Source organism: Streptomyces sp. NBC_00887, from assembly GCF_045207585.1.
In genome coordinates this window covers 5,896,756-5,922,570 of record NZ_CP108788.1, presented here as the reverse complement: position 1 = coordinate 5,922,570, position 25,815 = coordinate 5,896,756, and the positions used below count along the sequence as shown (strand labels likewise).

At 68.1% G+C, this 25,815-nt stretch carries 26 protein-coding genes, 1 tRNA gene and 1 pseudogene; 11 read left to right on the top strand and 17 right to left on the bottom strand.

Going from position 1 to position 25,815, the window contains the following annotated elements; genetic code table 11:
• Window positions 1–99: 99 nt before the first annotated feature.
• From OG844_RS27110 to OG844_RS27095, 4 genes are all read right to left on the bottom strand, one after another.
• Window positions 100–444 (bottom strand): rhodanese-like domain-containing protein, encoded by a 345-nt coding sequence (locus OG844_RS27110; RefSeq protein ID WP_406393751.1) that lies wholly within the window; start codon window positions 442–444, stop codon window positions 100–102.
• A 46-nt stretch (window positions 445–490) separates the two neighbouring features.
• Complete coding sequence (locus OG844_RS27105; RefSeq protein ID WP_406393749.1) at window positions 491–1,543, bottom strand: hypothetical protein; 1,053 nt, start codon at window positions 1,541–1,543, stop codon at window positions 491–493.
• Between the two features lie 58 nt (window positions 1,544–1,601).
• Window positions 1,602–3,050: a DUF2252 domain-containing protein gene (locus OG844_RS27100; RefSeq protein WP_406393747.1), complete on the bottom strand. Its 1,449-nt coding sequence runs from the start codon at window positions 3,048–3,050 to the stop codon at window positions 1,602–1,604.
• A 144-nt stretch (window positions 3,051–3,194) separates the two neighbouring features.
• A complete protein-coding gene (locus OG844_RS27095) occupies window positions 3,195–4,268 on the bottom strand; it encodes a hypothetical protein (protein WP_406393745.1) in 1,074 nt (357 codons plus the stop codon).
• Window positions 4,269–4,347: 79 nt separating this feature from the next.
• Between OG844_RS27095 and OG844_RS27090 the strand changes: the two genes are divergently transcribed.
• On the top strand, window positions 4,348–4,800 hold the full coding sequence (locus tag OG844_RS27090) for a MarR family winged helix-turn-helix transcriptional regulator (protein WP_406393743.1): 453 nt from the start codon (window positions 4,348–4,350) through the stop codon (window positions 4,798–4,800).
• A 101-nt stretch (window positions 4,801–4,901) separates the two neighbouring features.
• Here the strand turns inward: OG844_RS27090 and OG844_RS27085 are convergent, their stop codons facing one another.
• Window positions 4,902–5,246, bottom strand: a complete 345-nt coding sequence (locus tag OG844_RS27085) for a winged helix-turn-helix transcriptional regulator (protein WP_406393742.1) — start codon at window positions 5,244–5,246, stop codon at window positions 4,902–4,904.
• Between the two features lie 159 nt (window positions 5,247–5,405).
• On the opposite strand from OG844_RS27085, the gene OG844_RS27080 reads away from it, so the two are divergent.
• On the top strand, window positions 5,406–6,017 hold the full coding sequence (locus OG844_RS27080; RefSeq protein WP_406393741.1) for an FMN-dependent NADH-azoreductase: 612 nt from the start codon (window positions 5,406–5,408) through the stop codon (window positions 6,015–6,017).
• A gap of 279 nt (window positions 6,018–6,296) precedes the next feature.
• Entirely contained in the window at window positions 6,297–6,935 is a 639-nt protein-coding gene (locus OG844_RS27075) for a response regulator (RefSeq protein WP_406393739.1), read from the top strand.
• Window positions 6,936–6,971: 36 nt separating this feature from the next.
• Here OG844_RS27075 and OG844_RS27070 read toward each other — a convergent pair whose 3' ends face one another.
• From OG844_RS27070 to OG844_RS27050, 5 genes and pseudogenes are all read right to left on the bottom strand, one after another.
• A complete protein-coding gene (locus OG844_RS27070; protein WP_406393737.1) occupies window positions 6,972–7,613 on the bottom strand; it encodes a phosphatase PAP2 family protein in 642 nt (213 codons plus the stop codon).
• 149 nt (window positions 7,614–7,762) lie between these two features.
• On the bottom strand, window positions 7,763–8,143 hold the full coding sequence (locus tag OG844_RS27065) for a hypothetical protein (RefSeq protein WP_406396409.1): 381 nt from the start codon (window positions 8,141–8,143) through the stop codon (window positions 7,763–7,765).
• A 148-nt stretch (window positions 8,144–8,291) separates the two neighbouring features.
• Window positions 8,292–8,945 (bottom strand): annotated as a pseudogene (locus OG844_RS27060) (sensor histidine kinase); the annotation flags it as partial.
• A 24-nt stretch (window positions 8,946–8,969) separates the two neighbouring features.
• Window positions 8,970–9,416, bottom strand: coding sequence for a hypothetical protein (locus tag OG844_RS27055; protein WP_406393736.1), 447 nt, complete (start codon window positions 9,414–9,416; stop codon window positions 8,970–8,972).
• Window positions 9,417–9,606: 190 nt separating this feature from the next.
• Window positions 9,607–9,689: transfer RNA gene (locus OG844_RS27050), tRNA-Leu, on the bottom strand.
• 315 nt (window positions 9,690–10,004) lie between these two features.
• On the opposite strand from OG844_RS27050, the gene OG844_RS27045 reads away from it, so the two are divergent.
• The 6 genes from OG844_RS27045 to pknB all read left to right on the top strand — a co-directional run bounded on the left by OG844_RS27045 (window position 10,005) and on the right by pknB (window position 18,070).
• Window positions 10,005–10,865 (top strand): FhaA domain-containing protein, encoded by an 861-nt coding sequence (locus OG844_RS27045; protein WP_406393734.1) that lies wholly within the window; start codon window positions 10,005–10,007, stop codon window positions 10,863–10,865.
• A gap of 10 nt (window positions 10,866–10,875) precedes the next feature.
• Window positions 10,876–11,391, top strand: coding sequence for an FHA domain-containing protein (locus tag OG844_RS27040; protein WP_351166481.1), 516 nt, complete (start codon window positions 10,876–10,878; stop codon window positions 11,389–11,391).
• A 129-nt stretch (window positions 11,392–11,520) separates the two neighbouring features.
• Window positions 11,521–13,023, top strand: a complete 1,503-nt coding sequence (locus OG844_RS27035; protein WP_406393733.1) for a Stp1/IreP family PP2C-type Ser/Thr phosphatase — start codon at window positions 11,521–11,523, stop codon at window positions 13,021–13,023.
• A 23-nt stretch (window positions 13,024–13,046) separates the two neighbouring features.
• Window positions 13,047–14,456: an FtsW/RodA/SpoVE family cell cycle protein gene (locus tag OG844_RS27030; protein WP_406393731.1), complete on the top strand. Its 1,410-nt coding sequence runs from the start codon at window positions 13,047–13,049 to the stop codon at window positions 14,454–14,456.
• On the top strand, window positions 14,453–15,907 hold the full coding sequence (locus OG844_RS27025; RefSeq protein WP_329209156.1) for a penicillin-binding transpeptidase domain-containing protein: 1,455 nt from the start codon (window positions 14,453–14,455) through the stop codon (window positions 15,905–15,907). The genes OG844_RS27030 and OG844_RS27025 overlap by 4 nt, the downstream gene beginning before the upstream one ends.
• A gap of 171 nt (window positions 15,908–16,078) precedes the next feature.
• Complete coding sequence (pknB, locus tag OG844_RS27020; RefSeq protein ID WP_406393729.1) at window positions 16,079–18,070, top strand: Stk1 family PASTA domain-containing Ser/Thr kinase; 1,992 nt, start codon at window positions 16,079–16,081, stop codon at window positions 18,068–18,070.
• A 250-nt stretch (window positions 18,071–18,320) separates the two neighbouring features.
• Here the strand turns inward: pknB and OG844_RS27015 are convergent, their stop codons facing one another.
• The 5 genes from OG844_RS27015 to OG844_RS26995 all read right to left on the bottom strand — a co-directional run bounded on the left by OG844_RS27015 (window position 18,321) and on the right by OG844_RS26995 (window position 22,129).
• The gene (locus OG844_RS27015; protein ID WP_406393728.1) at window positions 18,321–19,052 is read right to left on the bottom strand and encodes a class E sortase; all 732 of its coding nucleotides are present in this window, start codon (window positions 19,050–19,052) and stop codon (window positions 18,321–18,323) included.
• A gap of 26 nt (window positions 19,053–19,078) precedes the next feature.
• Window positions 19,079–20,398 carry a class E sortase gene (locus tag OG844_RS27010; protein WP_406393726.1) on the bottom strand — a complete coding sequence of 440 codons (1,320 nt, stop codon included), beginning with the start codon at window positions 20,396–20,398 and terminating at the stop codon, window positions 19,079–19,081.
• Window positions 20,395–21,033 carry an aminodeoxychorismate/anthranilate synthase component II gene (locus tag OG844_RS27005; protein WP_356417140.1) on the bottom strand — a complete coding sequence of 213 codons (639 nt, stop codon included), beginning with the start codon at window positions 21,031–21,033 and terminating at the stop codon, window positions 20,395–20,397. The genes OG844_RS27010 and OG844_RS27005 overlap by 4 nt, the downstream gene beginning before the upstream one ends.
• Complete coding sequence (locus tag OG844_RS27000) at window positions 21,030–21,218, bottom strand: hypothetical protein (protein ID WP_406393725.1); 189 nt, start codon at window positions 21,216–21,218, stop codon at window positions 21,030–21,032. Before OG844_RS27000 ends, OG844_RS27005 begins: the two co-directional genes overlap by 4 nt.
• 143 nt (window positions 21,219–21,361) lie before the next feature.
• Window positions 21,362–22,129, bottom strand: coding sequence for a DUF881 domain-containing protein (locus OG844_RS26995; protein ID WP_406393723.1), 768 nt, complete (start codon window positions 22,127–22,129; stop codon window positions 21,362–21,364).
• Window positions 22,130–22,266: 137 nt separating this feature from the next.
• Here OG844_RS26995 and crgA point away from each other — a divergent pair, with 137 nt between their 5' ends.
• A complete protein-coding gene (crgA, locus tag OG844_RS26990; protein ID WP_329209142.1) occupies window positions 22,267–22,521 on the top strand; it encodes a cell division protein CrgA in 255 nt (84 codons plus the stop codon).
• 257 nt (window positions 22,522–22,778) lie between these two features.
• Here the strand turns inward: crgA and OG844_RS26985 are convergent, their stop codons facing one another.
• Together OG844_RS26985 and OG844_RS26980 are read right to left on the bottom strand one after the other, a co-directional pair.
• The gene (locus tag OG844_RS26985) at window positions 22,779–23,687 is read right to left on the bottom strand and encodes a rhomboid family intramembrane serine protease (protein ID WP_406393721.1); all 909 of its coding nucleotides are present in this window, start codon (window positions 23,685–23,687) and stop codon (window positions 22,779–22,781) included.
• A gap of 206 nt (window positions 23,688–23,893) precedes the next feature.
• The gene (locus tag OG844_RS26980) at window positions 23,894–24,421 is read right to left on the bottom strand and encodes a peptidylprolyl isomerase (RefSeq protein ID WP_406393720.1); all 528 of its coding nucleotides are present in this window, start codon (window positions 24,419–24,421) and stop codon (window positions 23,894–23,896) included.
• Between the two features lie 350 nt (window positions 24,422–24,771).
• Here OG844_RS26980 and OG844_RS26975 point away from each other — a divergent pair, with 350 nt between their 5' ends.
• Window positions 24,772–25,497, top strand: a complete 726-nt coding sequence (locus OG844_RS26975; RefSeq protein ID WP_406393718.1) for a DUF5324 family protein — start codon at window positions 24,772–24,774, stop codon at window positions 25,495–25,497.
• Window positions 25,498–25,815: the final 318 nt, after the last annotated feature.

Here is a 25,815-nt window from a genome sequence, read left to right as displayed (position 1 = left end):
CACAGCCAGAACGTGGACGAGGACCGAGCAGCCCACCGGCTGCTCGGTCCTCGTTCACAATCAACTGGAGGACGTTCAGGAACGTCGGAGAAGGGAGCCTCAGAGAACGAAGGCCGCACTGCCGTTGTCGGTGACCATCGGGCGCCCCGCGCCGTCCCAGGCGAGCATTCCGCCGTCGATGTTCACCGCGTCGATCCCCTGCTGCACCAAGTACTGGGTGACCTGTGCGGACCGGCCGCCCACCCGGCACATCACATGCACGCGCCGCCCGTCCTCGGCCGCCGCGGTCAGCTCACCGAACCGGCCGACGAAGTCACTCATGGGAATGTGCAGCGCACCCTCGACATGCCCGGCCGACCATTCGTCGTTCTCCCGGACGTCCAGCACGAAGCCGTCCGACGGCACTGCCGCGACGTCCACAGAGGGCAGTTGGGCGAAATTCATGGGTCATGCCTTCTCTCGTACGTACGCGGCTGAGTCACCGGAAACGCTACTCCACCAGGCCCGCCAGCTCGGCCTCACGCTGGGACACCTCGCCCAGCAGCTTCTCGCCGATGTCGTCGAGAAGCCGGTCGGGGTCCTCCGGAGCCATCCGCAGCATCGAACCGATCGCGCTGTCCTCCAGCTCTCTGGCAAGAACCGTGAGCAGCTCCTTGCGCCTGCTGAGCCAATCCAGCCGGGCGTAGAGCTCCTCGCTCTCGCTGAGCCGGAGCTCCGGTGCCACCGGGCCCGCCGTCCATTCCCTGGCCAGCTCCTTCAGCAGGTCCACGTCTCCACGGCCGTAGGCAGCGTTGACGCGGGCGATGAACTCATCGCGGCGTTCCCGCTCCGTCTCGTCCGGTGCCAGGTCCGGGTGCGCCTTGCGGGCCAGCTCGCGATAGAGCCTGCGCGCCTCCTCGCTGGGCCTGACCCGCTTCGGAGGCCGAACGGGCTGCTCCGTGAGCATGGCCGCGGCCTCGGGTGAAAGACCGTCGGAGTCCATCCAGTCGTGGAACAGCTCGTCGACCCCAGGCATCGGCATGACGATCGCCCGGGCCTCCTGTGCCTTGCGCAGATCCTCAGGATCACCGGACTTCGCGGCCCGCGCCTCCGCGATCTGCGCGTCGAGCTCGTCCAGTCGCGCGTACATCGGGCCGAGCTTCTGGTGATGCAGCCGGGAGAAGTTCTCTACCTCCACCCGGAAGGTCTCCACCGCGATCTCGAATTCGATCAACGCCTGCTCGGCCACCCGGACGGCTTTCGCAAGCCGCTCCTCGGGCCGGGGCGCACCGGCTGCATCCGCCGCGGAACCTGCCGCACCGCCACTGGTCGCGTCACCGGCCGTACCGGAGTCAGCAGCGCCGGAGTCAGCAGCGCCGAACCCGGCCGCACCGGAGTCGGCCGCACCTGCACCGTGCAGATCGGCCTGCGGTGCGTCGTACGCATCACCCTGCAGGCCACCCTGCGACGTGTCGGGAGCGGCATTCGGCTCGTCCTGCCGGTCGTGGTTCTGCCGGTCTTCGTCGTTCCGGGTGGTCGGCACCCCGGCGGCTTCGTCGGTCACCCGTCCAGCGTATGGCCACGGCCCGCACACCGAGGACCCGCGGTCGCCCGCAAGCCCCTCATACGCCGAGCTCGGCGGCTATCCGCCCGGCTCCGACGGCCCGTACGAGCTCGGCGTGGTCCGCCTCGGTCCTGTCCGCATACGTCACAGCGAAATCGGCTACCGCCTCGTCCAGCTCGGCATTCTTCCCGCAGTAGCCCGCAAGCAGACGGGGATCGGCACTGTGCGCGTGGGCCCTGGCCAACAGCGCGCCCGTCATCCGTCCGTAGTCGTCGACCTGGTCCGCGGCGAGGGCGGCCGGGTCCACGCTCCCCTTGCGGTTCCTGAACTGCCGTACCTGGAAGGGCCTGCCGTCGACCTCTGCCCAGCCGAGCAGTATGTCGCTGACGACCTGCATCCGCTTCTGCCCGAGCACCACCCGGTGCCCCTCGTGCACCACGTCCGGCACATCGAAGCCGGCCTGCGGGAGATAAGGCGCCAAGGCGGAGGGGCGGGCCTCCTTCACCTGCAGGACCAGCGGCTCGCCCCGGTGATCGAGCAGCAGCACCACGTACGACCGGGTGCCCACGCTTCCCGTACCCACCACTCGGAACGCCACATCGTGGATCGCGTACCGGGCAAGCAGCGGAACACGGTCCTCCGAAATCGTGCCGAGGTAACCGCGCAGACCCGCCGCGACCGCCGCGGCCTCCGCGTCCGGCACCCGGCGCAGCACAGGTAGTGCGTCGACGAAGCGCCGTCCGCCGTCCTCGGAGTCCTCCGTGGACCTGGCGGCGAAGCGGGCACTCGTGTTGTTCCGGGCCTTCGCCGAGACCCGCTCCAGTGTCCCGAGCAGGTCCCGTGCATCGGTGTGGGAGACGAGCTCCTCGTCCGCGATGGCGTTCCAGGCGTCGAGTGCGGGCAGCGCGGCAAGCAGGCGCATCGTGCGACGGTAGGCACCCACCGTGTCGTACGCACCCTGACGGCAGGTGTCCTCGTCCGCTCCGGCTTCGCGGCCCGCGAGCACCAGCGAGGTGGCGAGCCGCTTGAGGTCCCACTCCCACGGACCGAAGACGGTCTCGTCGAAGTCGTTCAGATCGATGACGAGGCTGCCGCGGGCATCGCCGTACAGACCGAAGTTGGCCGCATGCGCGTCGCCGCAGAGCTGTGCGCCCACACCGGTGACCGGCGTACCCATGAGGTCGTGGGCCATCAGCCCGGCCGAGCCGCGCATGAAAGCGAATGGCGTAGCAGCCATTCGCCCCACTCGGATCGGCGTGAGTCCGGGCACCCTGCCGCGGTTCGACTCCTCGACCGCCTGCACCGCGTCGGGCCGGCCGGCAGGAAGGACCAGGGAGCTGTGCGAGGCCCGCGGAACCGTGGCCCGCAGCGCCTTGCCCGCCGCCTTCGGAGATCCCCCGTCCGACGCACCTGCGACCACGCGCTGCGCAAACCCGGGCACGACCGGAATGCGCGCATCTACCGCTGCCGCCCGCTGTACCGGCACCGTCGCATCGACTTCACTCATGGAGCGCCGCCTCCCCCGCCTCGTCGACCCGTTTCGTCCAACATCAACTGCGGACGACGGTACCGCTGTCCCGCGACGGCCGTCTGCCCCTGTGGACAACTCCGGGAACCGGCCTGTGGACAACTCCAGGGCGCCGCGAACGGATCAGACCGTGACCGCCTCTTCCATCTCCTCCTCGGCCCCCGCCCCCGGCGCGGCAAGCGCTTCGGCGGGGGACCGCTCGGCAGCCGCGCGACGCCCCTTCGACTCGGCCCTACCGGCCACACCCATGGCGGCCAGTCCCGCCACGAACCACACCGCGAGCACCAGTACGTGGCCGCCCAGCGCGTGGCCGCCGAAGTACACGTGGCTGCGCACACCTTCGACGAAGCCCGCACCGTTCCAGAAGGCATGGAGCGAGCCGAAGAATCCCGGCTGGAGCTCCGGCCGGAAGATGCCGCCCGAACTGGTGAAGTTGAGCATGACGAAGAGCACCATCACGCCGAGCGTGGTCCACCGCTTGAGGAAGGTGTGCAGCCCGACGCCGATCAGCAGTATCCCCGCCGAATAGAGCCACGCCATGGCCCAGAGCCCGCCGAGCCCATGGTCCACGAGGCCGAACAGCGGCCCTGCGAACACCGCACCGATCGCGCTCACAACGAGCGAGGCGCCGACGGCGAGCGCGGCCCTGATCCGCAGAGCCAGCACCGCGCCCGCGCCGCCGATCACCGCGACCGACGCGTACGACCCGATACTGACGGCCACCAGAAGGAAGAAGATCCCCTGGCCGGTCGGATCGCCGTCCGCGGTCGGCTCGACGTTCGTCACCTTGAGGGGCGCCCCCTGTTCGGCGGCGACGCCGGTGAAGACCTTCTGCACCACCGTCGCGCTGGTTTCCGACGAGGCGGTGGCCACAATCAGTTCGGGGCTGCTCCCCGGCAGGAAGGCACCGTAGCTCTGCTGTGTCCGCAGGTGGTTCACCGCTGTGTCGCGGTCGGCTACCGTACGCACACTCAACGCACCGTCACCCCTGTCCTGCAAGGTCTGCGCCAGCACGTGGGCACTCGTTCCCGAGCCGACGACGTCCACCCTCAGGTCGTGCGGTTCCGGAGCGTGAAAGGCACCCAGGTAAGCGAGCCCCATGCCGACGCACATCAGCAGCGGCGTAACGAGATGACTGAGCACATGACGCAGCGCTCCGGCAGTGGAGCCGGACGGCGCACTCGGACCCGCGGACATTCGAGCAGTCTCCAATCGTTGGCTTTTACAACCTCTAATTCGTTGTAGCATACAATTAGATTTCGAGAAAGGTGACCCCGTGGCAGGCGCCCCCCGGAAACGCGAAGAGTCGCTGGATGTCATCCAGCGCGAACTGACGGCCTTCGCACGCCGTGCACGCGCAGCCGCCGCACGCCTCCACCCGGAGCTGCCCCTCGTCTCGTACACGCTGCTCGCCCACATCGACCACCGGCACGGCTGCCGTGCCACCGACCTGGCGGCGCACTACATGCTGGACAAGTCCACGGTCAGCAGACAGGTCGCCACCCTGGAGAAGCTCGGCCTGGTCGAGCGCCATCCGGATCCGGACGATCACCGCATCCAGGTACTGCACCCCACCGCGACAGGCACGCAGGCGCTCGCCTCCACCCAGGCCAGCCGCCGCGCGGCCTACCGGGAGCGCCTTTCCGAGTGGACTGCGGACGATCTGGCCCGATTCGCGGAGTACCTGCTGCGCTACAACACGTCCGGCGACGACGACACCACCCGGTAGACGTCCGCCCGCACCGCCGGGCTCGCCCGTAAGCGATCAGGCACACCCGCCGGTCCACTCGTCAGGTGGCCACGTGCACCGCCGGCCCACTCGGCGGCAGGTCAGCAGCCGCCCGAATCGATCAGATACGTATCGGCCCACCGCCCCAGCTCCTTGAGCGCCGGCCCCATCGCGGCACCGGCCTCCGTCAAGCGGTAGGAGACGCGGAGCGGGGGCCCTTCGTCGACCTCGCGCACAACGAGACCCGCAGCCCCCAGCTCGGAGAGCCGGTCCGAGAGCATGCGCTCGCTGATGCCCGGGATCGCCCGTCGCAGATCCGCGAAGTGCACCGGCTGCTGCATCAGCACCGAGACGATCGGGCCCGTCCATCGCTTGCCGAACAGCTCGAAGACGCGGCTGATGCCCACATCCACCCGCCGACAGGCCTGTGCGTCGTGATCTGCCATGGCTCCAGAGTACTGCGCCACCGTGAGGGACTTATGAAAAGTAAGCGACTATGTTATCAATAGGTACGTACGAAAATACCGATGCGATTCGGCGCCTCCCACGGCGCGCCCGTGACCCGGAACCGTTCCCCGCCCACCCGACTCCCTGTGGAGATCCCCATGGCCACGCTTCTGCACCTCGACTCCGCTGTCTTCCCCCAGGACTCCGCGTCTCGCGCGATCACCGCCGCATTCGTCGAGGCCTGGCGCGAGCAGCACCCCGACGGCCAGGTCGTGTACCGCGATCTCGCCGCCGACCCCCTGCCCCACCTGGATGCCACGGCCGTTTCCGCCGGCGCCGACGACGCGCTGCGCAGCAAGCTGGCCGCTGAGCTGGCCGGCGCGGACGCCGTGCTGATCGGCGCTCCGATGTACAACTTCTCGATCCCGTCGACCTTGAAGGCGTGGCTGGATCAGGTGATCATCGTCGGACACAACATCGGCGCCGACAGCCCGGTCACCGGCGCCCCTGTCACCGTCGTCGCCAGTCGCGGCGGTTCATACGCACCCGGCACTCCTCGCGAGGGCTTCGAGTTCGTCCAGAATTACCTGGAGAAGGTACTGACCGGCATGTTCGGCGTCGAAGTCGACTTCATCGTGCCGGAGTTGACGCTGGCACACTCGAATCCCGAGATGGCCGAACTCATTCCGCTCGCCGAGGCCTCCCGCACCCAGGCATTCAACGACGCCACAGAGAAGGCCAAGGCCCTAGCGGCACGTCTCGCCGCTTGAGCGTTCGGAAACATCCGGAGCAACCGGGTAGCACGACCGAAGCCACGGAGCAGACCAACGCTCCGTGGCCCTGTTTTCGCCTTCTCACAGCTCCTGGAGGGACGCCCACACCACTTCTGTACGACTCCCGCGCAGTGCGGATCCGACGTTTCACGTGAAACAACGGCCGCATCCAGCCGCCATCCCCGTTACGGTCAGCCGCTGGCCCTTATTCATCACAGAGCGGGAAGCGGAGACAGCCTCCCCACCATCCGAATCGTTCTGGCCGACGACGAGGCGATGATCCGCGCCGGAATCCGCGCCATCCTCTCCGGGGACCCCGAGATCGAAGTCGTGGCCGAAGCCTCCGACGGCCGTGAAGCTGTGGCGCTTGCCCTTGAACACCGCCCCGATGTCGTCCTCATGGACATCCGCATGCCGGTCATGGACGGACTCGCGGCAACGGAGGAAATCAGGCGCGCCTCCACCGGAATTTCCGTCCTCGTCCTGACGACATTCTCCGAAGACGCATACGTCAGCAGGGCGCTCAGCGGTGGGGCCAGCGGCTTCATGCTCAAGTCGGGGGACCCACGCGAGTTGCTCGCGGGCGTGCACACTGCCGCAGCCGGCGCCTCCCATCTCTCTGTGAAGGTCGCACAGCACCTCATCGCCGAATTGAACCGAGGCGCCGGCACACAGGCCGACGAGCGCAGCACCGCGCTGCGCGCGAGGGTGGACGCGCTGACCGAACGGGAACGGCAGGTGCTCGTCCTGCTCGGCAGCGGGCTGTCCAATGCGGAGATAGGGCAGCGGCTCCACGTCGTGGAGGGCACGGTCAAGAGCTACGTGGGATCGGTCTTCTCCACGCTGGGCGTACGCAACCGCGTCCACGCCGCGATCGTCGCCTACGAGGTTGGGCTGATCGGCGGCGGCGCCTGAATCGGGGCAGCCGCCCCAACGCCGGCAGAAGACCGTTCAGCACCCGAGGACGGGCACCAGCCCTCTCTGCCCCCGGAGACGGCCCACTGCCCAGCTGCCGGGCACCGCCAGAATCCCCAGCAGCAGCGGGGCAACCAGCGCTCCGAGCAGCAGACCCGCCGCCACATCGTGCAGATAGTGGACGCCCACGTAGACGCGGGACAGCGCGATCAGCACCGCCAGGGGCAGGACCAGCAGACCGACCAGGCGCCAGGTGAGCAGCAGAGTCATGGCCGACGCCGCAGCGATGACCGCGTGGTTGCTGGGAAAGGACCAGTCGCCCGGCTCCGGGCACGAGACGATCGGTCCGACGCCGGGGATGTCCCGGCAGGGACGCTCCTCATGAAGCCGGACTTTGACGATCTCGCTGACGATGTAGACCACGGCGACAACGAGCGGGGCGAGCAGAGCGTGAGCCATTGCTCTGTTGTCGCGCGTGCGGGCCCTCCACCAATGGATCACGAAGAGAACGACGAACACGAGAATTCCGCCCTCGGTGACCAATTCACCCAGCCCCTGCGCCCACCCAGGCGTGTCGGCGGCCCATTCCGTGATGTCGCGGTACACGCCGACCCCGTACTCCGGACCCGCCTTCGCCGAGCGGACCATACTTTCCGGCTGAACCACGTTGTCGTACATACTCGGTGCCGCTCCCCGTACGCCGATTCCCGCGTCTCCATGTCATCTGGAACGTAGGTTCCGGCCGGGTACGGCCACATCCCGCGGACATAAGCAGTCACCCCCACTTTCGTCATGCCGTAGAACGACCTTCGGCATCCCCTCGGACGTCAGTCGCGATCCGCCTGGAGGCGCGATGCGGCCGTCAATTCGGTCTTGTCGACCAGCCGGTCGTGGGCGAAGCACAGTCGGTACACGTCGACGGTGACGAACAGATCGGCACTGGCCCTGTAGTAACTGCAGGTGGCTCCCGACGGCTCGGGCCGGTGCTCGGAAGGGGCGTCGCTCATTTCCCTGGCCGGAAGCAACCGACTGACCGCATCCGCAGGTGCACCGGTCTCCAAGTGCGCGTACGCGGACGGCGGAAGCACCGACGAAGCCGCCCCGTACGCGTAATAGCCCAGCATCGCGACGGCAAGGCAGGCGAACAGACCGAGCGGAAGGCCGACCGCAACGACGAAACGCCGCCGCAGCCCCACGGTGGCAGGCATGAGGCCGCCCAAAGCCGCTCCCTGACCCGAACCGACCGGCGATGCGCCCAGCGGGCTCTCCTCCAGCGGGCAGCACCCCCGCAGGAATTGCCTCCGGGACACTGCCCGCCGCCCTGGCGCCGGCCCGGCCCGGCACGCGCGGGAGCCGCGCAGTCACCTCGAACCCACCGTCAGGCAGCGCACCCGCCCAGAATTCACCGCCCGCCAGCCGGGTCCGCTCCTGCAGCCCTATCAGCCCGCGACCACCCCGCGCGCGGTTCTCCAGCGGGTCCCGGACCGGCGGGCCGTTGCGTACGGCCACGGTGACGTCGAGCGGGGTGTGATCCAGCCTCACGGTCACCGCCGCCCCGGGAGCGTGCTTCATCACATTGGTCAACGACTCCTGCACCACCCGGTACACAGCCTTGTCCGTCATGCCTGGCAGTTCGCCGGCTTCTCCTGTGCACCGGAGCTCCACACCCGCGCCGGAGGCACGTGCCCGGTCCACCAGCACCCCCACACCGGAAGGCGAAGGCTCCAACGGCGCCGGCGCCCCCTCCTCGCGCAGGACTCCGATGATGTCCCGCAACCGCTCCATCGCCTCGGCCGCACCCGCGCGGAGGCCTGCCGCCGTCTCCCGATGGTGGTCCCCCAGGTCCCGAGCGATCTGCAGAGCCCCGGCCCGCAGAGCGATCAGATTCAGCTCATGCCCCAGGGAATCGTGCATGTCCTCCGCGATACGGGCCCGCTCCCGCAGCCGTGCCTGCTCGACCCTTGCGCGCTGCTGGAGCTCCAGCTGCCTGGCATGTTCCCAGCCGGCCACCTGAAGCTCGTGTCTCTGGCGTGCTTACCGGCCCAGCAGCCAGGGGAGCAGTCCGGCGAAGATCAGCCCCGACGCCGTCACCGCCCACATGGGCACCGTCAGCCCCGACCGGACACCGCCGGCCAAAGCCGCGACACCCACCGGCCCCAGCACCCGCAGCGCCGCCCGCCGGTCAACCTGCTGTCGTCCCACGGCGTAACTCATGACACACACGGCCGGAAGGCGGGTCATGACGGCAACGGAGTCGACATCGTCGAGCAGGAGCGCGAGAGTCCACCACAGCCCCACGCACAGGGCCAGGGACACCAGCGGCCGCGTACGCCGCACCGCGACAGCGATACCGACGGCGACGGCACCGAGGAGGGTCTCCCACCGCCGGCTCCCGTCGAGTCCCGATCCGGGGACCAGTGCGACGACCGGAACGTTGAGTGCCGCCCACAGCAGGACCGAGCCGACGAGGGTGGATTTCACGCGGACCACGCTAGCCGTGCGGAGGGAATTGGAACCGGCCGGTGGATCGGCAGCCGGGCCGGGGAGCCGCACCGCACAAGGGCTCCGAACACGCCAGTGGCCCCGGACAACGAAGAACCCCCGCTCCGGATTTCTCCTGAGCGGGGGTTCTGTTCGAACCAACCCAGCAGCTGCAAGCAACTGCCCGTTGTGCGCGAGGGGGGATTTGAACCCCCACGTCCCTAAGGACACTGGCACCTGAAGCCAGCGCGTCTGCCGTTCCGCCACTCGCGCATGAGTGGTGTTTTCAGACTCTCCCACCGAGTGGTGCGAGCGCCTGGCGACATCCGGAAGATTAGCACGCTGGACAGGGTGGATTCACATCCGTTGTTTCATCGGACGCACGGAGGGAACCGGGAACGCGGGGCCGACGCCCCCACTCCTCCTGAGTGCACCCGGAGTGCGGGACACTGTCAGGAGTCCACCTCTACGATCCGTGTGAGAGGTGACACTCATCCACTGTGCAGACAAGGGGAACCAGCCGATTTCCCGACGCGTGGATACGATCAGTAAGCAGTACAGGGACGACGACACCGGAGGAGGTGCCCCATGGGAGTCATGAAGCGTTTCGAGCAGCGTCTCGAAGGTCTGGTCAATGGCACCTTCGCCAAGGTCTTCAAGTCCGAGGTGCAGCCGGTCGAGATCGCGGGAGCCCTCCAGCGCGAGTGCGACAACAACGCACAGATCTGGAACCGCGAGCGGACGGTCGTGCCCAACGACTTCATCGTCGAGCTCAGCACCCCCGACTACGAGCGGCTCAGCCCGTACTCGGGTCAGCTCGGCGACGAGCTGTCCGGCCTGGTCAGGGACTACGCCAAGCAGCAGCGATACACCTTCATGGGACCCATCAAGGTCCATCTGGAGAAGGCGGACGACCTCGACACGGGGCTCTACCGGGTACGCAGCCGGACCCTGGCGTCGAGTTCGTCACAGCAGGGCCAGCAGGGCGGGCCCGCACCCCACGCCCAGCCGAACCGTCCCGCGGCTCCCCAGGCGCCGGGCGGCTACGGCTACCCCCCGACCTCCCCACCGCCCATGCCCGCGGCTCCGCCGCCGGGCTCCGGGCGCCAGGGAGGCCCTTCCAGCGACTGGCGCCCGCCGACCGCGTCCGGGCCCGCGCCCGACGCGCAGGTGCGGCGCTGGATCGAGATCAACGGCAACCGCCATCAGATCTCCCGCCCGACGTTGGTGATGGGACGAAGCACCGACGCCGACGTGCGGATCGACGACCCCGGCGTATCGCGCCGGCACTGTGAGATCCGGACCGGAACGCCCTCGACGATCCAGGATCTCGGGTCTACCAACGGCATCGTGGTAGACGGGCAGCACACCACCCGCGCTACGCTCCGCGACGGCTCGCGGATCGTCGTGGGCAGCACCACCATCGTTTACCGGCAAGCCGAAGGGTGAAGCGGGGGCAATGTCAGAGCTGACCCTGACGGTCATGCGGCTAGGTTTCCTAGCTGTTCTGTGGCTATTCGTAATCGTGGCCGTCCAGGTCATTCGCAGCGACCTGTTCGGAACGCGCGTCACGCAGCGCGGCTCACGCCGCACTGCAGCCGACGCGCGCCCGCAGCAGGCTCGCCAACAGCAGGCAGCGCCGCCTCAGCAGCGCCAGCAGCCCGGTCGCCAGCGGCGCGGGGCACCCACCAAGCTGGTCGTCTCCGAAGGCACGCTGACCGGCACCACCGTCGCGCTCCAGGGCCAGACCATCAGCCTGGGCCGGGCGCACGACTCAACGATCGTGCTGGACGACGACTACGCGTCCAGCAGGCATGCCAGGATCTACCCGGACCGTGACGGCCAGTGGATCGTCGAGGATCTAGGGTCCACCAACGGCACCTATCTCGACCGGACCCGGCTCACCACCCCGACACCTGTTCCGCTGGGCGCGCCGATCCGCATCGGCAAGACCGTCATCGAGCTGCGGAAGTAGTACGACAATGAGCGAGCGGAGCGAGCGAGCCGCGGCGGTCCTGACAACGGACCCGGCCCGGCTCCCGACCGGAGGGTGGGCAGTGTGGCTCGAGACCGGCTGTACCCCGAACCGACGGGCGAGGTGCGCATGAGCTTGTCGCTGCGCTTCGCCGCCGGATCGCACAAGGGCATGATCCGGGAAGGGAACGAGGACTCCGGCTACGCCGGTCCCCGCCTTCTCGCCATCGCCGACGGCATGGGCGGCCAGGCGGCCGGTGAGGTCGCCAGCTCAGAGGTGATCTCCACGCTCGTCCAGCTCGACGACGACGTACCGGGCTCCGACATCCTCACCTCGCTCGGTACGGCGGTCCAGCGGGCCAACGACCAACTGCGTGTCATGGTCGAGGAGGACCCCCAGCTGGAGGGCATGGGCACGACGCTCACAGCCCTGCTCTGGACGGGCCAGCGCCTGGGTCTCGTCCACGTCGGCGACTCCCGCGCCTACCTGCTGCGCGACGGTGTCCTGACGCAGATCACCCAGGACCACACCTGGGTGCAGCGTCTCGTCGACGAGGGCAGGATCACCGAGGAAGAGGCCACCACCCACCCGCAGCGCTCCTTGCTGATGCGGGCCCTGGGCAGCGGCGACCACGTCGAGCCCGACCTCTCCATCCGTGAGGTCCGTGCCGGTGACCGCTACCTGATCTGCTCGGACGGGCTCTCCGGCGTCGTCTCCCACCAGACGATGGAAGAGACCCTGGCCAGCTACCAGGGCCCTCAGGAGACCATTCAGGAGCTCATCCAGCTCGCCCTGCGCGGCGGTGGCCCCGACAACATCACCTGCATCGTCGCCGACGTCCTGGACGTCGACAGCAACGACACCCTGGCCGGGCAGCTCAACGACACCCCGGTCATCGTCGGCGCGGTCGCCGAGAACCAGGCCGCCCAGCAGGGCGACAGCCGGGCCATGGAAACGCCCGCAGGACGCGCGGCCGGTCTCGGCCGGCCCGTCCCGCCGCCCTCCGGAGGCTTCGGCCCGCCCGGCAGCGGTGACGACATGGGCTACGGATCCGGTCCGGACGACGCCTTCAACCCGTACAGCGACGACGACTTCGTCAAGCCCCGCAGCGGCCGCAAGTGGCTGAAGCGGTCCTTCTACATCGTCCTCGCGCTGGCCGTCATCGGCGGCGGCGTGTACGGCGGTTACCGGTGGACCCAGACCCAGTTCTACGTGGGCGCCAAGGACGAGAACGTCGCACTGTTCCGCGGCATCAGCCAGGACCTCGCCTGGGTCTCGCTCTCGAAGGTCGAGGAGAGCACCAAGATCGAACTGAAGTACCTCCCGCCCTACCAGCGCAAGCAGGTCGAGGCGACCATTGCCGAGGGCAACCTCGCCGATGCCCGCAAGAAGGTCAGTGAACTCGAAGCGCAGGCCTCCGCCTGCAAGAAGGACGCTCAACGCCGCGCAGCCGAGGCGGACAGCAATGCCGCCACCGGCCAGGGCGAGGCAGGCGGCACCGCCGGTGCCCCCGCCGCCAGGACTTCCGCCACATCCTCCGCCAAGGGGACCAAGACGACCGCGACTCCCACTCCCGGCCCCAGCCTCTCGGAGGAAGAGAAGAAGCTGGTCCCGCAGTGCGGTAAGCAGTAAAGCCGTAGGGGGCCTTCAGCACCATGAGCGTTGTCACCAACACCACCACCATCGGCGCGATCGATGCGCCGAGCCGCCGCAACACCGAACTGGCGCTGATCGTCTTCGCGATCGCCATCTCGGTGTTCGCGTACGCCAACGTGGGGCTTGCCATGGACGGCACGCTGCCCTCCGGCATGCTCGGATACGGACTCGGGCTGATTCTGCTCGGTGGCGTCGCCCACCTCGTGGTCCGCAAATTCGCTCCGTATTCGGATCCGCTTCTGCTGCCCCTGGCCATTCTCCTCAACGGACTCGGCCTGGTGTTGATCTGGCGTCTCGACCAGTCGCCGCGGCTGATCCAGCGGGCCGAGACGCTGTTCGGATCCTTCAGCCCGGACGCCCCCAAGCAGTTGATGTACTCGGCTATCGGGGTCATCCTGTTCGTTGCTGTACTACTCGTACTGAAGGACCACCGGATCCTTCAGCGGTACACGTACATCTCCATGGTCGTAGCGCTGGTGCTACTGATCCTGCCCATGTTCTTTCCCGCCGTGAACGGTGCCAAGATCTGGGTCAGCCTCGGCCCCTTCTCCATCCAGCCCGGTGAGTTCGTAAAGATCATCATCGCGGTCTTCTTCTCCGGCTACCTGATGGTGAAGCGCGATGCCCTGGCCCTGGCCAGCCGCCGTTTCATGGGGATCTACCTGCCACGCGGCCGTGACCTCGGACCGATCCTCGTCATCTGGGGACTGTCCATCCTGATCCTGGTCTTCGAGACAGACCTCGGTACATCGCTGCTGTTCTTCGGTCTTTTCGTGATCATGCTGTACGTGGCGACGGAGCGGACCAGCTGGATCGTTTTCGGCCTGCTGATGTCCGCGGTCGGCGCCGTTGGCGTCGCAACCTTCGAGCCGCATGTCCAGCAGCGCGTCAACGCATGGCTCGACCCCTTCTCCGACAAGACCCTGCAGCAGAGTGACCAGATCGCTCAGTCCCTCATGTCCTTCGGTTCCGGCGGAACCCTCGGCACTGGCTGGGGTCAGGGAAACTCCGACCTGATCGGATTCGCCGCGAACGCGGACTTCATCCTTTCCACGGTCGGCGAAGAGCTTGGCCTGGCCGGAATGATGGCCGTCCTGCTCCTCTACGGCCTGATCGTCGAACGCGGAGTCCGCACGGCGCTCGCCGCCCGCGACCCCTTCGGCAAGCTCCTGGCGATCGGCCTCTCCGGTGCATTCGCCATCCAGGTCTTCGTCGTCGCCGGTGGTGTCATGGGTCTCATCCCGCTGACCGGTATGACCATGCCGTTCCTCGCGGCCGGTGGTTCGTCCGTCATCGCCAACTGGGCCCTGATCGGCATCCTGATCAGAATCAGCGACACCGCACGCCGTCCGGCGCCGGCCCCCGCACCATCCCCGGACGCCGAGATGACCCAGGTGGTCCGACCGTGAACAAGCCCCTCCGCCGGATCGCCATCTTCTGCGGCATCCTCGTCCTGGCCCTGCTGATCCGTACCAACTACCTCCAGTACGTCCGCGCCGACGAGCTCAACTCCAACGAGCACAACCGCCGCGTCCAGATCGAGCGCTACGCCCACGAGCGCGGCAACATCATCGTCGACGGGGAGCCTGTCACCGGCTCCGTCGAGACCACCGGAAGCGACTTCAAGTACAAGCGGGTCTGGAAGAACGGCCCCATGTGGGCGCCCGTCACCGGGTACTCCTCGCAGGCCTTCGACGCTTCCCAGCTTGAGAGCCTCGAGGACGGCATCCTCACCGGCAACGACGACCAGTTGTTCTTCGACCGGACGCTCTCGATGTTCACCGGCGACAAGAAGACCGGCGGGAACATCGTCACCACCCTGAACGGCGCCGCCCAGAAGGCCGCCTTCGAAGGGCTCGGCAGCAGGAAGGGCGCCGTCGCCGCGCTCGACCCGCAGACCGGCGCCATCCTGGCCCTGGCCAGCACCCCCTCGTACGACCCCTCGGTCTTCGCGGGCAACAGCCTCAAGGACTCGGACGCCCGGCAGAAGCTCCTGAAGGACAAGGACAAGCCGATGCTGAACCGGGCCCTGCGGGAGACCTACCCGCCCGGCTCGACGTTCAAGGTCGTCACGGCCGCCGCGGCGCTGGAGAACGGCCTCTACACCGACATCGACGCGAAGACGGACTCCCCGCTGCCCTGGCGGCTCCCGCAGTCGACCAACCTGCTGCAGAACGAGGGGAACATCCCCTGCAAGAACGCCTCGCTCCGGGAGGCACTGCGCTGGTCCTGCAACACCGTCTTCGGCAAGATGAGCGACGACCTCGGCAACGACAAGATGATCGAGCAGGCCGACAAGTTCGGCTTCAACGAGGAAGTCTTCACTCCCGTCCGCGCCGACGCCAGCATCTACCCGAAGGACAACCGGCCGCAGAACGCCATGGCGGGCATCGGCCAGGCGTCCAACCGCACCACACCGCTCCAGATGGCGATGGTGGCGTCCGCGATCGCCAATGACGGCAAGCTCATGCAGCCGTACATGGTCGCCCAGCGCCAGGCCCCCAACCTGGACCCCGTCTACACCCACGAGAAGGAGCAGCTCAGCCAGCCGCTCTCGGGTGAGAACGCCCAGAAGCTGCAGCAGATGATGGAGACCGTGGTCAAGAACGGCACGGGAACCAACGCGCAGATCGACGGCGTCACAGTCGGTGGCAAGACCGGAACCGCGCAGCACGGGCTGAACAACAGCGAGAAGCCCTACGCCTGGTTCATCTCGTACGCCAAGACCGACAGCGGCTCACCCGTTGCCGTCGCCGTGGTCGTCGAGGACGGCAACGCCAACCGCGACGACATCTCCGGCGGCGGCCTGGCCGCCCCGATCGCCAAGAGTGTGATGCAGGCGGTTCTGGACGGAAAGTAGTGAGACCCGTCACAGCATCCGTCAACATCAGCACATTGGGATACCGGTCGGATATCAGGTGACGGGTGCGGGCTGATCACGCCGGGAGTGCCCGGTAGCGTATGCGCGAACAGCGCACCGCCGGACCACACACGGGTGCGGTCGGGACTGACGGAGAGGGCTGGATCAGTTATGGAAGAGCCGCGTCGCCTCGGCGGCCGGTACGAGCTGGGCTCGGTGCTCGGCCGTGGTGGCATGGCCGAGGTCTACCTCGCGCACGACACCCGGCTCGGCCGCACCGTCGCCGTGAAGACGCTGCGGGCGGATCTCGCCCGCGACCCGTCCTTCCAGGCCCGGTTCCGCCGTGAGGCCCAGTCGGCCGCCTCGCTCAACCACCCCGCGATCGTCGCTGTCTACGACACCGGCGAGGACTACGTCGACGGGGTCTCCATCCCGTACATCGTGATGGAGTACGTCGACGGGTCGACCCTCAGAGAACTTCTGCACTCCGGCCGCAAGCTGCTGCCCGAACGCACTCTCGAAATGACGGTCGGGATCCTCCAGGCCCTGGAGTACTCGCACCGTGCCCAGATCGTCCACCGCGACATCAAGCCGGCGAACGTCATGCTGACGCGCACCGGCCAGGTCAAGGTCATGGACTTCGGCATCGCCCGCGCCATGGGCGACTCCGGCATGACGATGACCCAGACCGCGGCGGTCATCGGCACCGCCCAGTACCTCTCCCCTGAACAGGCCAAGGGCGAGCAGGTCGACGCACGCTCCGACCTGTACTCCACCGGCTGCCTGCTCTACGAACTCCTGGCGGTCCGGCCCCCGTTCATCGGGGACTCGCCCGTCGCGGTTGCCTACCAGCACGTACGGGAAGAGCCGCAGCCGCCGAGCAACTTCGACTCCGAGATCACGCCCGAGATGGACGCGATCGTGTTGAAGGCCCTCACCAAGGACCCCGACTACCGCTACCAGTCGGCCGACGAGATGCGCGCCGACATCGAGGCCTGCCTCGACGGCCAGCCGGTCGCGGCCACGGCGGCGATGGGCGCGGCGGGCTACGGCGGCTACGACGCCTACGGCAACGACCAGCCCACCACGGCCCTGCGCCAGACGGACCCGGGCGGCGCCCAGACGTCCATGCTGCCTCCGGTCAACCCGGACGACGGCGGCTACGGCTACGACGACCGCCCCGACCGCCGACGCCAGAAGAAGAGCAACACCTCGACGATCCTGCTGGTCGTCGCAGGCATCCTGGTGCTCATCGGGGCGATCCTCATCGGCCGTGAGGTCTTCAGCTCCACCGACGGGGGCAGCGGCAAGGCCGACGTCCCGAACATGGTCGGCTCGACGCTGGCGGACGCGCAGAAACTCGCGGAGAATTCCGAGCTCGTCCTCAAGGTCGGAGCGAAGGAACCCTGCGAGGACCAGGAAAAGGGCAAGATCTGCAGCCAGTCCCCGCAGGACGGCACGCTGGAGGTCGGCGACACCGTCACCGTCGTCGTTTCCACCGGTGCTCCGAAGGTCGAGGTCCCCAGCGTCGTCGAGAAGACCGAGGAGACCGCCCGCAAGGAGCTGGAGGACAAGGGCTTCACGGTGACCGTCAAGGCGGTCGAGTCCGAGGCGACCGCGGGCACGGTCACCAAGCAGGACCCCGAGGGCGGCACGAAGGCCGAGAAGGAGTCCGAGGTCACGATCACCGTGGCCAAGAAGGCCACGCAGGATTTGCCGTCCGTGGTCGGCAGGCAGTTCACGGACGCCGAGGCGCAGCTGAAGGGCGTGGGCTTCGCCAACGTCTCCAGGACCGACGTCGACTCCCAGGAGCCCCTGGGCGTTGTAGTCGAGCAGACTCCGGAGGCGAACAGCAAGCAGGCCAAGGACGTCCAGATCGTTCTGAAGGTCTCCAAGGGCCCCGCACAGCCGGAGCAGGTCACCATCCCGGGTGACATCGTCGGCCAGCGATACCAGCAGGCGAAGGCCACGCTCGAAAGCCTGGGCCTCGTGGTCGCCCTCGCCCCGAACTCGTCGGACAAGCCGAACGCCCTGGTGGTGAAGGCCGAACCTGGGGCCAACGCTCAGGTCCCCAAGGGCCAGACCGTAACTCTCACGACTATCGGCGGGGACGGCGGCGGAGACGGCAACATCTTCGGCGGCCCGTCCGGCTCGGCGGACTGACCCGCGGGCCACGGCACCACCATCGGGCCCCGCTCACCTCGAGGTGCGCGGGGCCCTTTGCTGTGCACCCGGTAAGACTGGGCCTCTTCGAGAGGGCCTGTCATCTACCGCGGGTCTGGAGCGCCGGCGCGAGGCTGCAGGTTCCGCGCTGAGGTCCAAGGACGCCGAAGCCCGAAGTCGCAAGGTCTGGTTGCGGCTTCGGGCCCGGTTCGTCCTGGGTGAGCGAGGTCCTCGAAGGACCTCGCTCACCTCAGCGCAACTCCGCCGGCTTCGTCCTGTCCCGGTCGACCTTCTCGGTCCGCACCAGTTCGCCCCACACGATGTAGCGGTACTTCGACGTGTAGACCGGTGTGCACGTGGTCAGCGTGATGTAGCGGCCGGGCTTCTTCACGCCGGACTCCTTCGGCACCGGTGCGATCGCGTCGACGTTGAACTTCGACGTCTCGGGAAGCTCCGCGAAGACCTTGTAGACGTACCAGGTGTCCTTGGTCTCGAAGACGACCGCGTCGCCCTTCTTCACCTTGTCTATGTTGTGGAACTTGGCGCCGTGCCCGTCCCGGTGCGCGGCCAGCGTGAAGTTGCCCTGCTCGTCCGTGGGCAGCGCCGACTTCACCGGGTCCGTGTAGTAGCCGGCGATGCCGTTGTTGAGGGTCTTGGGGTCGGTGCCCTTCTTGACCAGCACCTCGCCGTTCTTCATCGCGGGCACGTGGAGGAAACCGATCCCGTCCCCGGTGTCCAGGGCTCCGGGCCCGCCCGCCCAGCGGTCGCGGATGGTGTTGCCCTGTTTGTCGGCCTCGCGGTCGGCGAGCACGTTGGTCCACCACAGCGAGTAGACGACGAAGAGCCCCAGCACCAGGCCGGCGGTGATCAGCAGTTCACCGAAGACGCTGACGGCCGCCGCGACGGGATGGCGGGTACTGCTGCGTCGCACCGGTGGCGCCGACCCGTCGGCCCGCTCCTCGTGCTCGGTCCTCGCTGCCACCGCATCCGTCCCTGTCGTGATGATGTTCAGCCGACGAGCGCGTCGGGCTTGCCCTTGCTGCGCGGTCGTTCCTCGACCATCTTGCCCCACACGATCATTCGGTACGTACTCGTGAATTCCGGTGTGCACGTCGTCAGCGTGATGTACCTGCCCGGGCCGGTGAAGCCGGACCCCGGAGGCACCTCGCCGATCACCGAGACGTTGGACGGAGACGTCTGGGGAAGGATGCTGAACATCTCGTAGGTGTAGTACGCGTCCTGCGTCTCGACCACGATCGGGTCGCCCGGCTTCAGCTTGTTGATGTAGCGAAACGGTTCGCCATGGGTGTTGCGGTGGCCCGCCACCGCGAAGTTCCCCCGCTTCGCCGACGGCATCGCGGTCTTCAGCTTGCCCTCGCCGTAGTGACCGATCATGCCCCGGTCGAGAACCTTGTCCTTGCTGATGCCCTCGGCGATCGGGGCGACCACGTCCAGCTTCGGGATGTGCATGATGGCAAAGCCCTTGCCGGGCTCGAACGCGCCCGGTGTGCGCTCGCCGTTCGCCCATTCGTCCTGGATCTTGTTCGTCTCCCGGCCGGCGATCTGGTCGGCCCTGATGTTGGTCCACCACAGCTGATAGGTGACGAACAGGAGCATCAGCACACCGAAGGTGATGAACACTTCGCCGACGACCCTGCTGGCGACGACAGCCGGGCTGTCCTTGGCCGCACGAGCCGCGCGCCGGGCCTCCAGCCGCGACATCGGGACGGCCGGCTTCGCCGTACCCCCTTCCGCCGCGGGCACGGGTTCTCCGCGCCGTCTTCCTCGCCCCTTGGCCGCCCTCCGGCGCTCGGCCCGCCCTCCCGTCGCGGGAGGCTCCGCCACTGCCCCGGCCGTCGGCTCGTCGTCCTCGGCCGTCCGCTCCGCGCGCCGGGTATCGACTGTCCGCAGGGCGACGGTCTCGTCGTTCCGAACCGGGGGAACGGGGGCGCGGACCTGTGCGGGCGGCTCGGGATCGGGGATCACGGCCTCGCGCGGGGCGGGAACCGGCTGCGGAGCCGGTTCCCGCGGCCCCTGCCGCCCGTACCAGTGCCGTTGATACCCCTCGGGGTCATGCCGCTCCCTCGGGGGCTGCTGGGGCTGCTGAGACGCCTGCTGGGCCTCTTCCGAGGGCTCCTGCCGAATACCACCGCCCGCCGGAACGCCCTCCGTCCGGAACCAGGGCGACGCGTGCTGCCCCGGGAGCGGGTCGTTCAACGGGTCGGCAAGCCTGTCCACCGCCGCCTCGAACATGCCGTCGCCCTCGTACGCTCCCTGCGTGTACGGGCCTTCCTGCCCGGCATCGGGTTCGGGGCGGAGTGGGGTCACGCGACGGCCTTGCCCACCACCGGGGCGAGCCCCGCCGACCTCGCGACCGCCCCCGCATCGCCGCACTGCTCCAGCCAGTTGGCGAGCATCAGGTGACCGTGTTCCGTCAGCACCGACTCCGGGTGGAACTGCACACCCTCCACCGCCAGTTCGCGGTGACGCAGCCCCATGATGATGCCGTCGGCGGTGCGCGCCGTGACCTCGAGCTCGGGCGGAACGGTCTCCGGTTCCGCGGCGAGCGAGTGGTAGCGCGTCGCGGTGAAGGGCGAGGGCAGCCCGGCGAAGACTCCCTTGCCCTCGTGGATCACGGGAGAGGTCTTGCCGTGCAGCAGCTCAGGCGCGCGGTCCACCACGCCTCCGTACGCGACCGCCATCGACTGCATCCCCAGGCAGACGCCGAAGACCGGAACGCCGCTCCGCGCGCAGTGATGCACCATGTCGATGCAGATGCCAGCCTGTTCCGGCGTGCCGGGGCCGGGAGACAGCAGGACACCGTCGAAGCCGTCCTGTGCGTGCCCCGTGGTCACCTCGTCGTTGCGCACGACCTCGCACTCGGCACCGAGCTGGTAGAGGTACTGGACGAGGTTGAAGACGAAGCTGTCGTAGTTGTCGACGACGAGAATGCGTGCGCTCACTGACCGGTCCCCGCTCCGCCGGTGCTGTCGCCGTCCACCGTCACATCACCGAACGGGAGCAGAGGCTCCGCCCAGGGGAAGACGTACTGGAAGAGCGCGTAGACAGCGGCCAGGACGAGCACGAGCGAGATGAAGCCCCGCACCCATGTGTTGCCCGGCAGATGCCGCCAGATCCAGCCGTACATGCTGTCGCCTCCATTCGGTACGGCACCAGACTAAAGGGCCCGGGCACAGGCGGGGGTCAGCTGTGGAAAGCTTTCGGCTCACTGTCCGTCACAGGCTGTGCGGCGCCGCGTCCGGAGGCACTCGGGGCAGGTGGGGCGGGTGGTCACTCCACAGGCTGTGCGTAGTGGAGATCGATCGTGCCCGAGTAGCCGGGAAGGGTCGTCCGGTCGTGCTCCTCGACCTTCCAGCCCAGGCCGTACGCCTTCACGTACAGCTGGTAGTTCTGGATCGCCGGGGAGTCGTCGAGCGCCTGCCTGAGCTTGTCCTGGTCGCCCACGGCCGTGACCTTGTACGGCGGCGAGTAGACCCTGCCCTGCAGGATCAGCGTGTTGCCGACGCAGCGGACCGCGCTCGTCGAGATCAGCCGCTGGTCCATCACCTGGATACCGCGGGCTCCGCCCTCCCAGAGCGCGTTGACCACAGCCTGCAGGTCCTGCTGGTGAATGACCAGGTCATTGGGTTGCGGCTCGGGGTAGCCGGGGTTGGCCGTGGCGTTCGGCGGGGCGTCGTTCAGGGTGACGCCGATGGCCGCGCCGGTAAGCTTCTTGGTGCCGGCGGCCCGCTCCAGGGCGGCGAGCTCGGCGTCCTGCGCCCTGGTGCTCCCGTCATCACGCTGGGCGAGCGCGTCGATGTCCGCACGCACGGAGGCGGTCGATTCGTCCAGCTCGGCGTTGTGCTCGCTGCGCTGCTGGATGAGGTCGGAGAGCTTCAGCAGCGAGGAGTCCGTGCGGATATCGGTACCCTTGGCCGTGTTTGCACTGGTGACGAAAATCAGTCCTGCCAGGGCGAAAACGGCAGCAGTGAGCCCCCGGGCCGGCCATCGGGACACGCGCCGGACCGGCGATCGAGGAGAGTCGGCAGAATTGCTCAACGTACCCTTATCTCCTTAGGCGCCACGGAAGCACTACGCTAACGGACGCCCCGGGGAGGCAGCATTCCCCCTTGCGCCCCCGGCGCCAGCCACAGATCCCTGCGCGGTCACGCAGCGCATCGACAGGAGAGCCCCTCGTGCCGAAGTCACGTATCCGCAAGAAGGCCGACTTCACGCCTCCCCCGGCGAAGCAGGCAACCAACATAAAGCTGACCAACCGCAGTTGGGTGGCGCCGGTCATGCTGGCGCTCTTCCTGATCGGGTTGGCCTGGATCGTGGTCTTCTACGTCACCGAGGGTGACCTGCCGATCGACGCCCTGGGCAACTGGAACATCGTGGTCGGCTTCGGCTTCATCGCCGGCGGCTTCGGCGTCTCCACCCAGTGGAAGTAGTAGCCCTGCCCTGAAGTTACCCACAGAGTTATCCACAGGTGGGGGAAAAGGTCAGACGATCTGTGGATAACCTCCGTCGAAGTTGACGCCGGTGTGACTGCACACTCTCGCATCGCGGGAGGGTACGCCCCTTGTCCTGACTGGAGAAACCCAGTTCAGTGACAAGGGGCACACCTGTTCCCCACGTCATGCACAAGATCCGGCACACTCTGTGGACAACTCAGCCCCAGACTCAGCACCTGAACACCTGATTCCGCTCAGCTGAGCGCTGCCGTCCTGGCGAGGACGATCCCGACGACCGCCACCAGGACCAGCGCACAGGCTCCGTACTGCACGAGATTCCGGCGTTCACGCGGTGCGTGCACCATGGCGATCGCGATCAGCGTGCCGGCGACCAGTCCGCCGACGTGTGCCTGCCAGGCGATACCGCCCCACGGGTTGAAGGTGAAGATCAGGTTCACCACGAGGAGCGCGATCACCGGCCGCATGTCGTAGTTCAGCCGGCGCATCAGCACGGCAGTGGCACCGAGCAGCCCGAAGATGGCACCGGAAGCCCCGAGCGAACCCTGCGCGGGATCGGAGATCCAGTAGGTGAGCGCGCTGCCCGCAAGGCCGGAGAGCAGGTAGAGGGTGAGGTAGCGGGCGCGGCCGAGCGCTTCTTCCAGCGGCCCGCCGAGCCACCACAGGCCCAGCATGTTGAAGGCGAGGTGCCACACCTCCTGGTGCAGGAACATCGATGTCGCCAGGCGGTACCACTGCCCCTCGGCAACCCCCTCGACGCCGGCCCCCGCGTCGCCCGAATAGGCACGGCCGAACAGCAGGAGATCGTCGACCAGCCAGGACCTGCCGGTGACCCATACGGCGACGAACAGCGCGAGATTGATCCCGAGCAGGATCTTGGTGATCAGCCGGGGGTCCTCCGCGACAGCTCCCCCCGCCAGGGTGCGCGGACGGTTCGCCGCCGGGTGGTGTCCCGTACCTGATCCCTCACGGACGCACTCCGGGCACTGGAAGCCGACCGAGGCGCTGATCATGCACTCGGTACAGATGGGCCGCTCGCACCGTACGCAGCGGATCCCCGTCTCCCTGCCCGGGTGCCGGTAGCACGTGAGTGGGCCCTCCGTGCCCGCTGACGGGTCCTGGCCTTCTGGCGGCTGCTGCTCCATCGGTCATGGCCCCTTCGGTCCTCGTCCGTGGAGGCGGCGCACATGCCACCGCCCCGCTCGCCCGTTATGCAACAGTACGGACAAGCAGGGCGGTTGGTTCCCCACACGGGACCCACGGGTTCCTACGGGATCCCACAAGGTCTCCCGCAGGGTCCCGCAGCGTTTCCGGGTGCCCTCGCGTGGCGGCGGCCGTCGGCGGGCTGTGGTCAGCGGGTCTCGATGACGACCGACTCGATCACCACGTCCTTCAGCGGACGATCGGTGCGCGGGTTGGTCGGAGCCGCCGCGATGGCGTCCACGACCTTCTTGCCGGCCTCGTCCACGACCTCACCGAAGATGGTGTGCTTGCCCGTCAGCCATGCGGTGGGCGACACCGTCAGGAAGAACTGCGAACCGTTGGTACCCGGGCCCGCGTTGGCCATCGCCAGCAGGTAGGACTTGTTGAAGCCGAGGTCCGGGTGGAACTCGTCGCCGAACTCGTACCCCGGGCCGCCCGTGCCGTTGCCCAGCGGGTCGCCGCCCTGAATCATGAATCCGCTGATGACACGGTGGAAAACGGTGCCGTCGTACAGCCTGTCCGTCGACTTCTGACCGGTCGACGGGTTCGTCCACTCGCGCTCGCCCGTGGCGAGCTCGACGAAGTTCTTGACCGTCTTGGGCGCGTGGTTCGGCAGGAGCCGGATCTCGATGTCGCCTTGGCTGGTCTTCAAGGTGGCGTAAAGCTGCTCGGCCACGATCTGCCTTCCGTAAGTCTTCGCTGACGACCACCGATACTCGCACGGAGCACCCCCTCCGCCGCCCGGTCGCCGCCCCGGTAGCCCGCCGCACTCACCTTGTTGCCCGCCTTCCGGGCACCCTTCAAAATCCTCCGGCGGGATAAATGCGGCCAAGTGCGCGACGACGCGACGCGCACTGGCGCGAACCGTGGCATTGTCGTCGGCACGCTCCCCTTGCACCGCATTGACCGAGAGTGCCCCTCATGACCCGGATGCCCGTCCCGCATGGCGCGGACGGCCCCAGCAGGCATGATTTCGAAATGGGTGGATAGGCGGAGTACCTACCCGCCACCAAGGAGGAGGATCCCGTGACCCGCATCGACAGCGTGCGCGCCGCAACCTACTCGGCGAAGGACAGCGCGCAGCACGCCGCGGAAGTGGTGGCGCCCTACGCCGACACGGCCAAGGAACAGGCCGCGCACTACGCGCAGGAGGCTCGCGCACTGCTCGCGCCCAAGATGTCGAAGGCAGCCGCGCAAGCCCGTGTCCAGTACGACGCGTATCTGGCACCACGTATCGAACAGGCGCTGACCCACGTGCCCCCCAAGGTCGACGATGCCGCACACCGCGCGGCCGTCCGGACCCGCAAGGCGGCCCGCAGCGCAGCCGACTACACCGTTCCGCGGGTCGAGCACGCGGTCGCCGTGGCCCAGCCCGTCGCCGAGGAGGCCACGGCCCGCAGCGCCGCCGCGCTCGCAGCGCTGCGCGGCCAGGTGACGGCCAAGGAGATCCAGAAGCTCGTCAGGAAGCGCGAGCGACGGGCCAGGACCGGCCGGGTGGCCAAGGGACTCCTTGTGCTGGGCGCTCTGGCGGGCGGCGCTTTCGCCGCCTGGAAGTGGTGGGACAAGCAGGCCAACCCCGACTGGCTGGTCGAGCCGCCGGTCGCCACCGAGGTTCCTGACGACCGCACCCCGCTGACATCGGTCGACGGCAGCGGCGGGGCGGTACTCGACCCGGAGGTCAGGGCCAAGCAGGACGACGACGAAGCCGGCTCGGAGACTGCGGACGGCACCGACCGCGACGACCGCCGCTGAGTACACGCGCAACACCCGGCGCGAGAGGGGCGCCGAAGACCGTGAGGTCTTCGGCGCCCCTCTGCTAAGTGCGGTGTACGGGTCCCCAAGGCGTGGACGCCTCGATCGGCTGAGGGCTCTCGGCCCCGGGACATCGACAGCACCCAGCCGTACGTCACCGGCGGCGCCGGATTCTTCGGCCCCCCGGTACGAGCCGGGCACTGAGCCGGAGATCACAGCGATCGAAGAACCACGCGGCCGAAGGGCGCCCCACACGCTGTGAATGCCACCGCCTCGTCGGCAGCCATCGGGCACGCAACGCCCCTCGGGCTCCGCCGG

Coding starts and splice junctions, on each gene's coding strand:
- OG844_RS27110 (WP_406393751.1), bottom strand. CDS start 444: ATGAATTTCGCCCAACTGCCCTCTGTGGACGTCGCGGCAGTGCCGTCG.
- OG844_RS27100 (WP_406393747.1), bottom strand. CDS start 3,050: ATGAGTGAAGTCGATGCGACGGTGCCGGTACAGCGGGCGGCAGCGGTA.
- OG844_RS27095 (WP_406393745.1), bottom strand. CDS start 4,268: ATGTCCGCGGGTCCGAGTGCGCCGTCCGGCTCCACTGCCGGAGCGCTG.
- OG844_RS27085 (WP_406393742.1), bottom strand. CDS start 5,246: ATGGCAGATCACGACGCACAGGCCTGTCGGCGGGTGGATGTGGGCATC.
- OG844_RS27080 (WP_406393741.1), top strand. CDS start 5,406: ATGGCCACGCTTCTGCACCTCGACTCCGCTGTCTTCCCCCAGGACTCC.
- OG844_RS27075 (WP_406393739.1), top strand. CDS start 6,297: ATGATCCGCGCCGGAATCCGCGCCATCCTCTCCGGGGACCCCGAGATC.
- OG844_RS27070 (WP_406393737.1), bottom strand. CDS start 7,613: ATGTACGACAACGTGGTTCAGCCGGAAAGTATGGTCCGCTCGGCGAAG.
- OG844_RS27065 (WP_406396409.1), bottom strand. CDS start 8,143: ATGCCTGCCACCGTGGGGCTGCGGCGGCGTTTCGTCGTTGCGGTCGGC.
- OG844_RS27045 (WP_406393734.1), top strand. CDS start 10,005: ATGGGAGTCATGAAGCGTTTCGAGCAGCGTCTCGAAGGTCTGGTCAAT.
- OG844_RS27040 (WP_351166481.1), top strand. CDS start 10,876: ATGTCAGAGCTGACCCTGACGGTCATGCGGCTAGGTTTCCTAGCTGTT.
- OG844_RS27035 (WP_406393733.1), top strand. CDS start 11,521: ATGAGCTTGTCGCTGCGCTTCGCCGCCGGATCGCACAAGGGCATGATC.
- OG844_RS27030 (WP_406393731.1), top strand. CDS start 13,047: ATGAGCGTTGTCACCAACACCACCACCATCGGCGCGATCGATGCGCCG.
- pknB (WP_406393729.1), top strand. CDS start 16,079: ATGGAAGAGCCGCGTCGCCTCGGCGGCCGGTACGAGCTGGGCTCGGTG.
- OG844_RS27000 (WP_406393725.1), bottom strand. CDS start 21,218: ATGTACGGCTGGATCTGGCGGCATCTGCCGGGCAACACATGGGTGCGG.
- OG844_RS26985 (WP_406393721.1), bottom strand. CDS start 23,687: ATGGAGCAGCAGCCGCCAGAAGGCCAGGACCCGTCAGCGGGCACGGAG.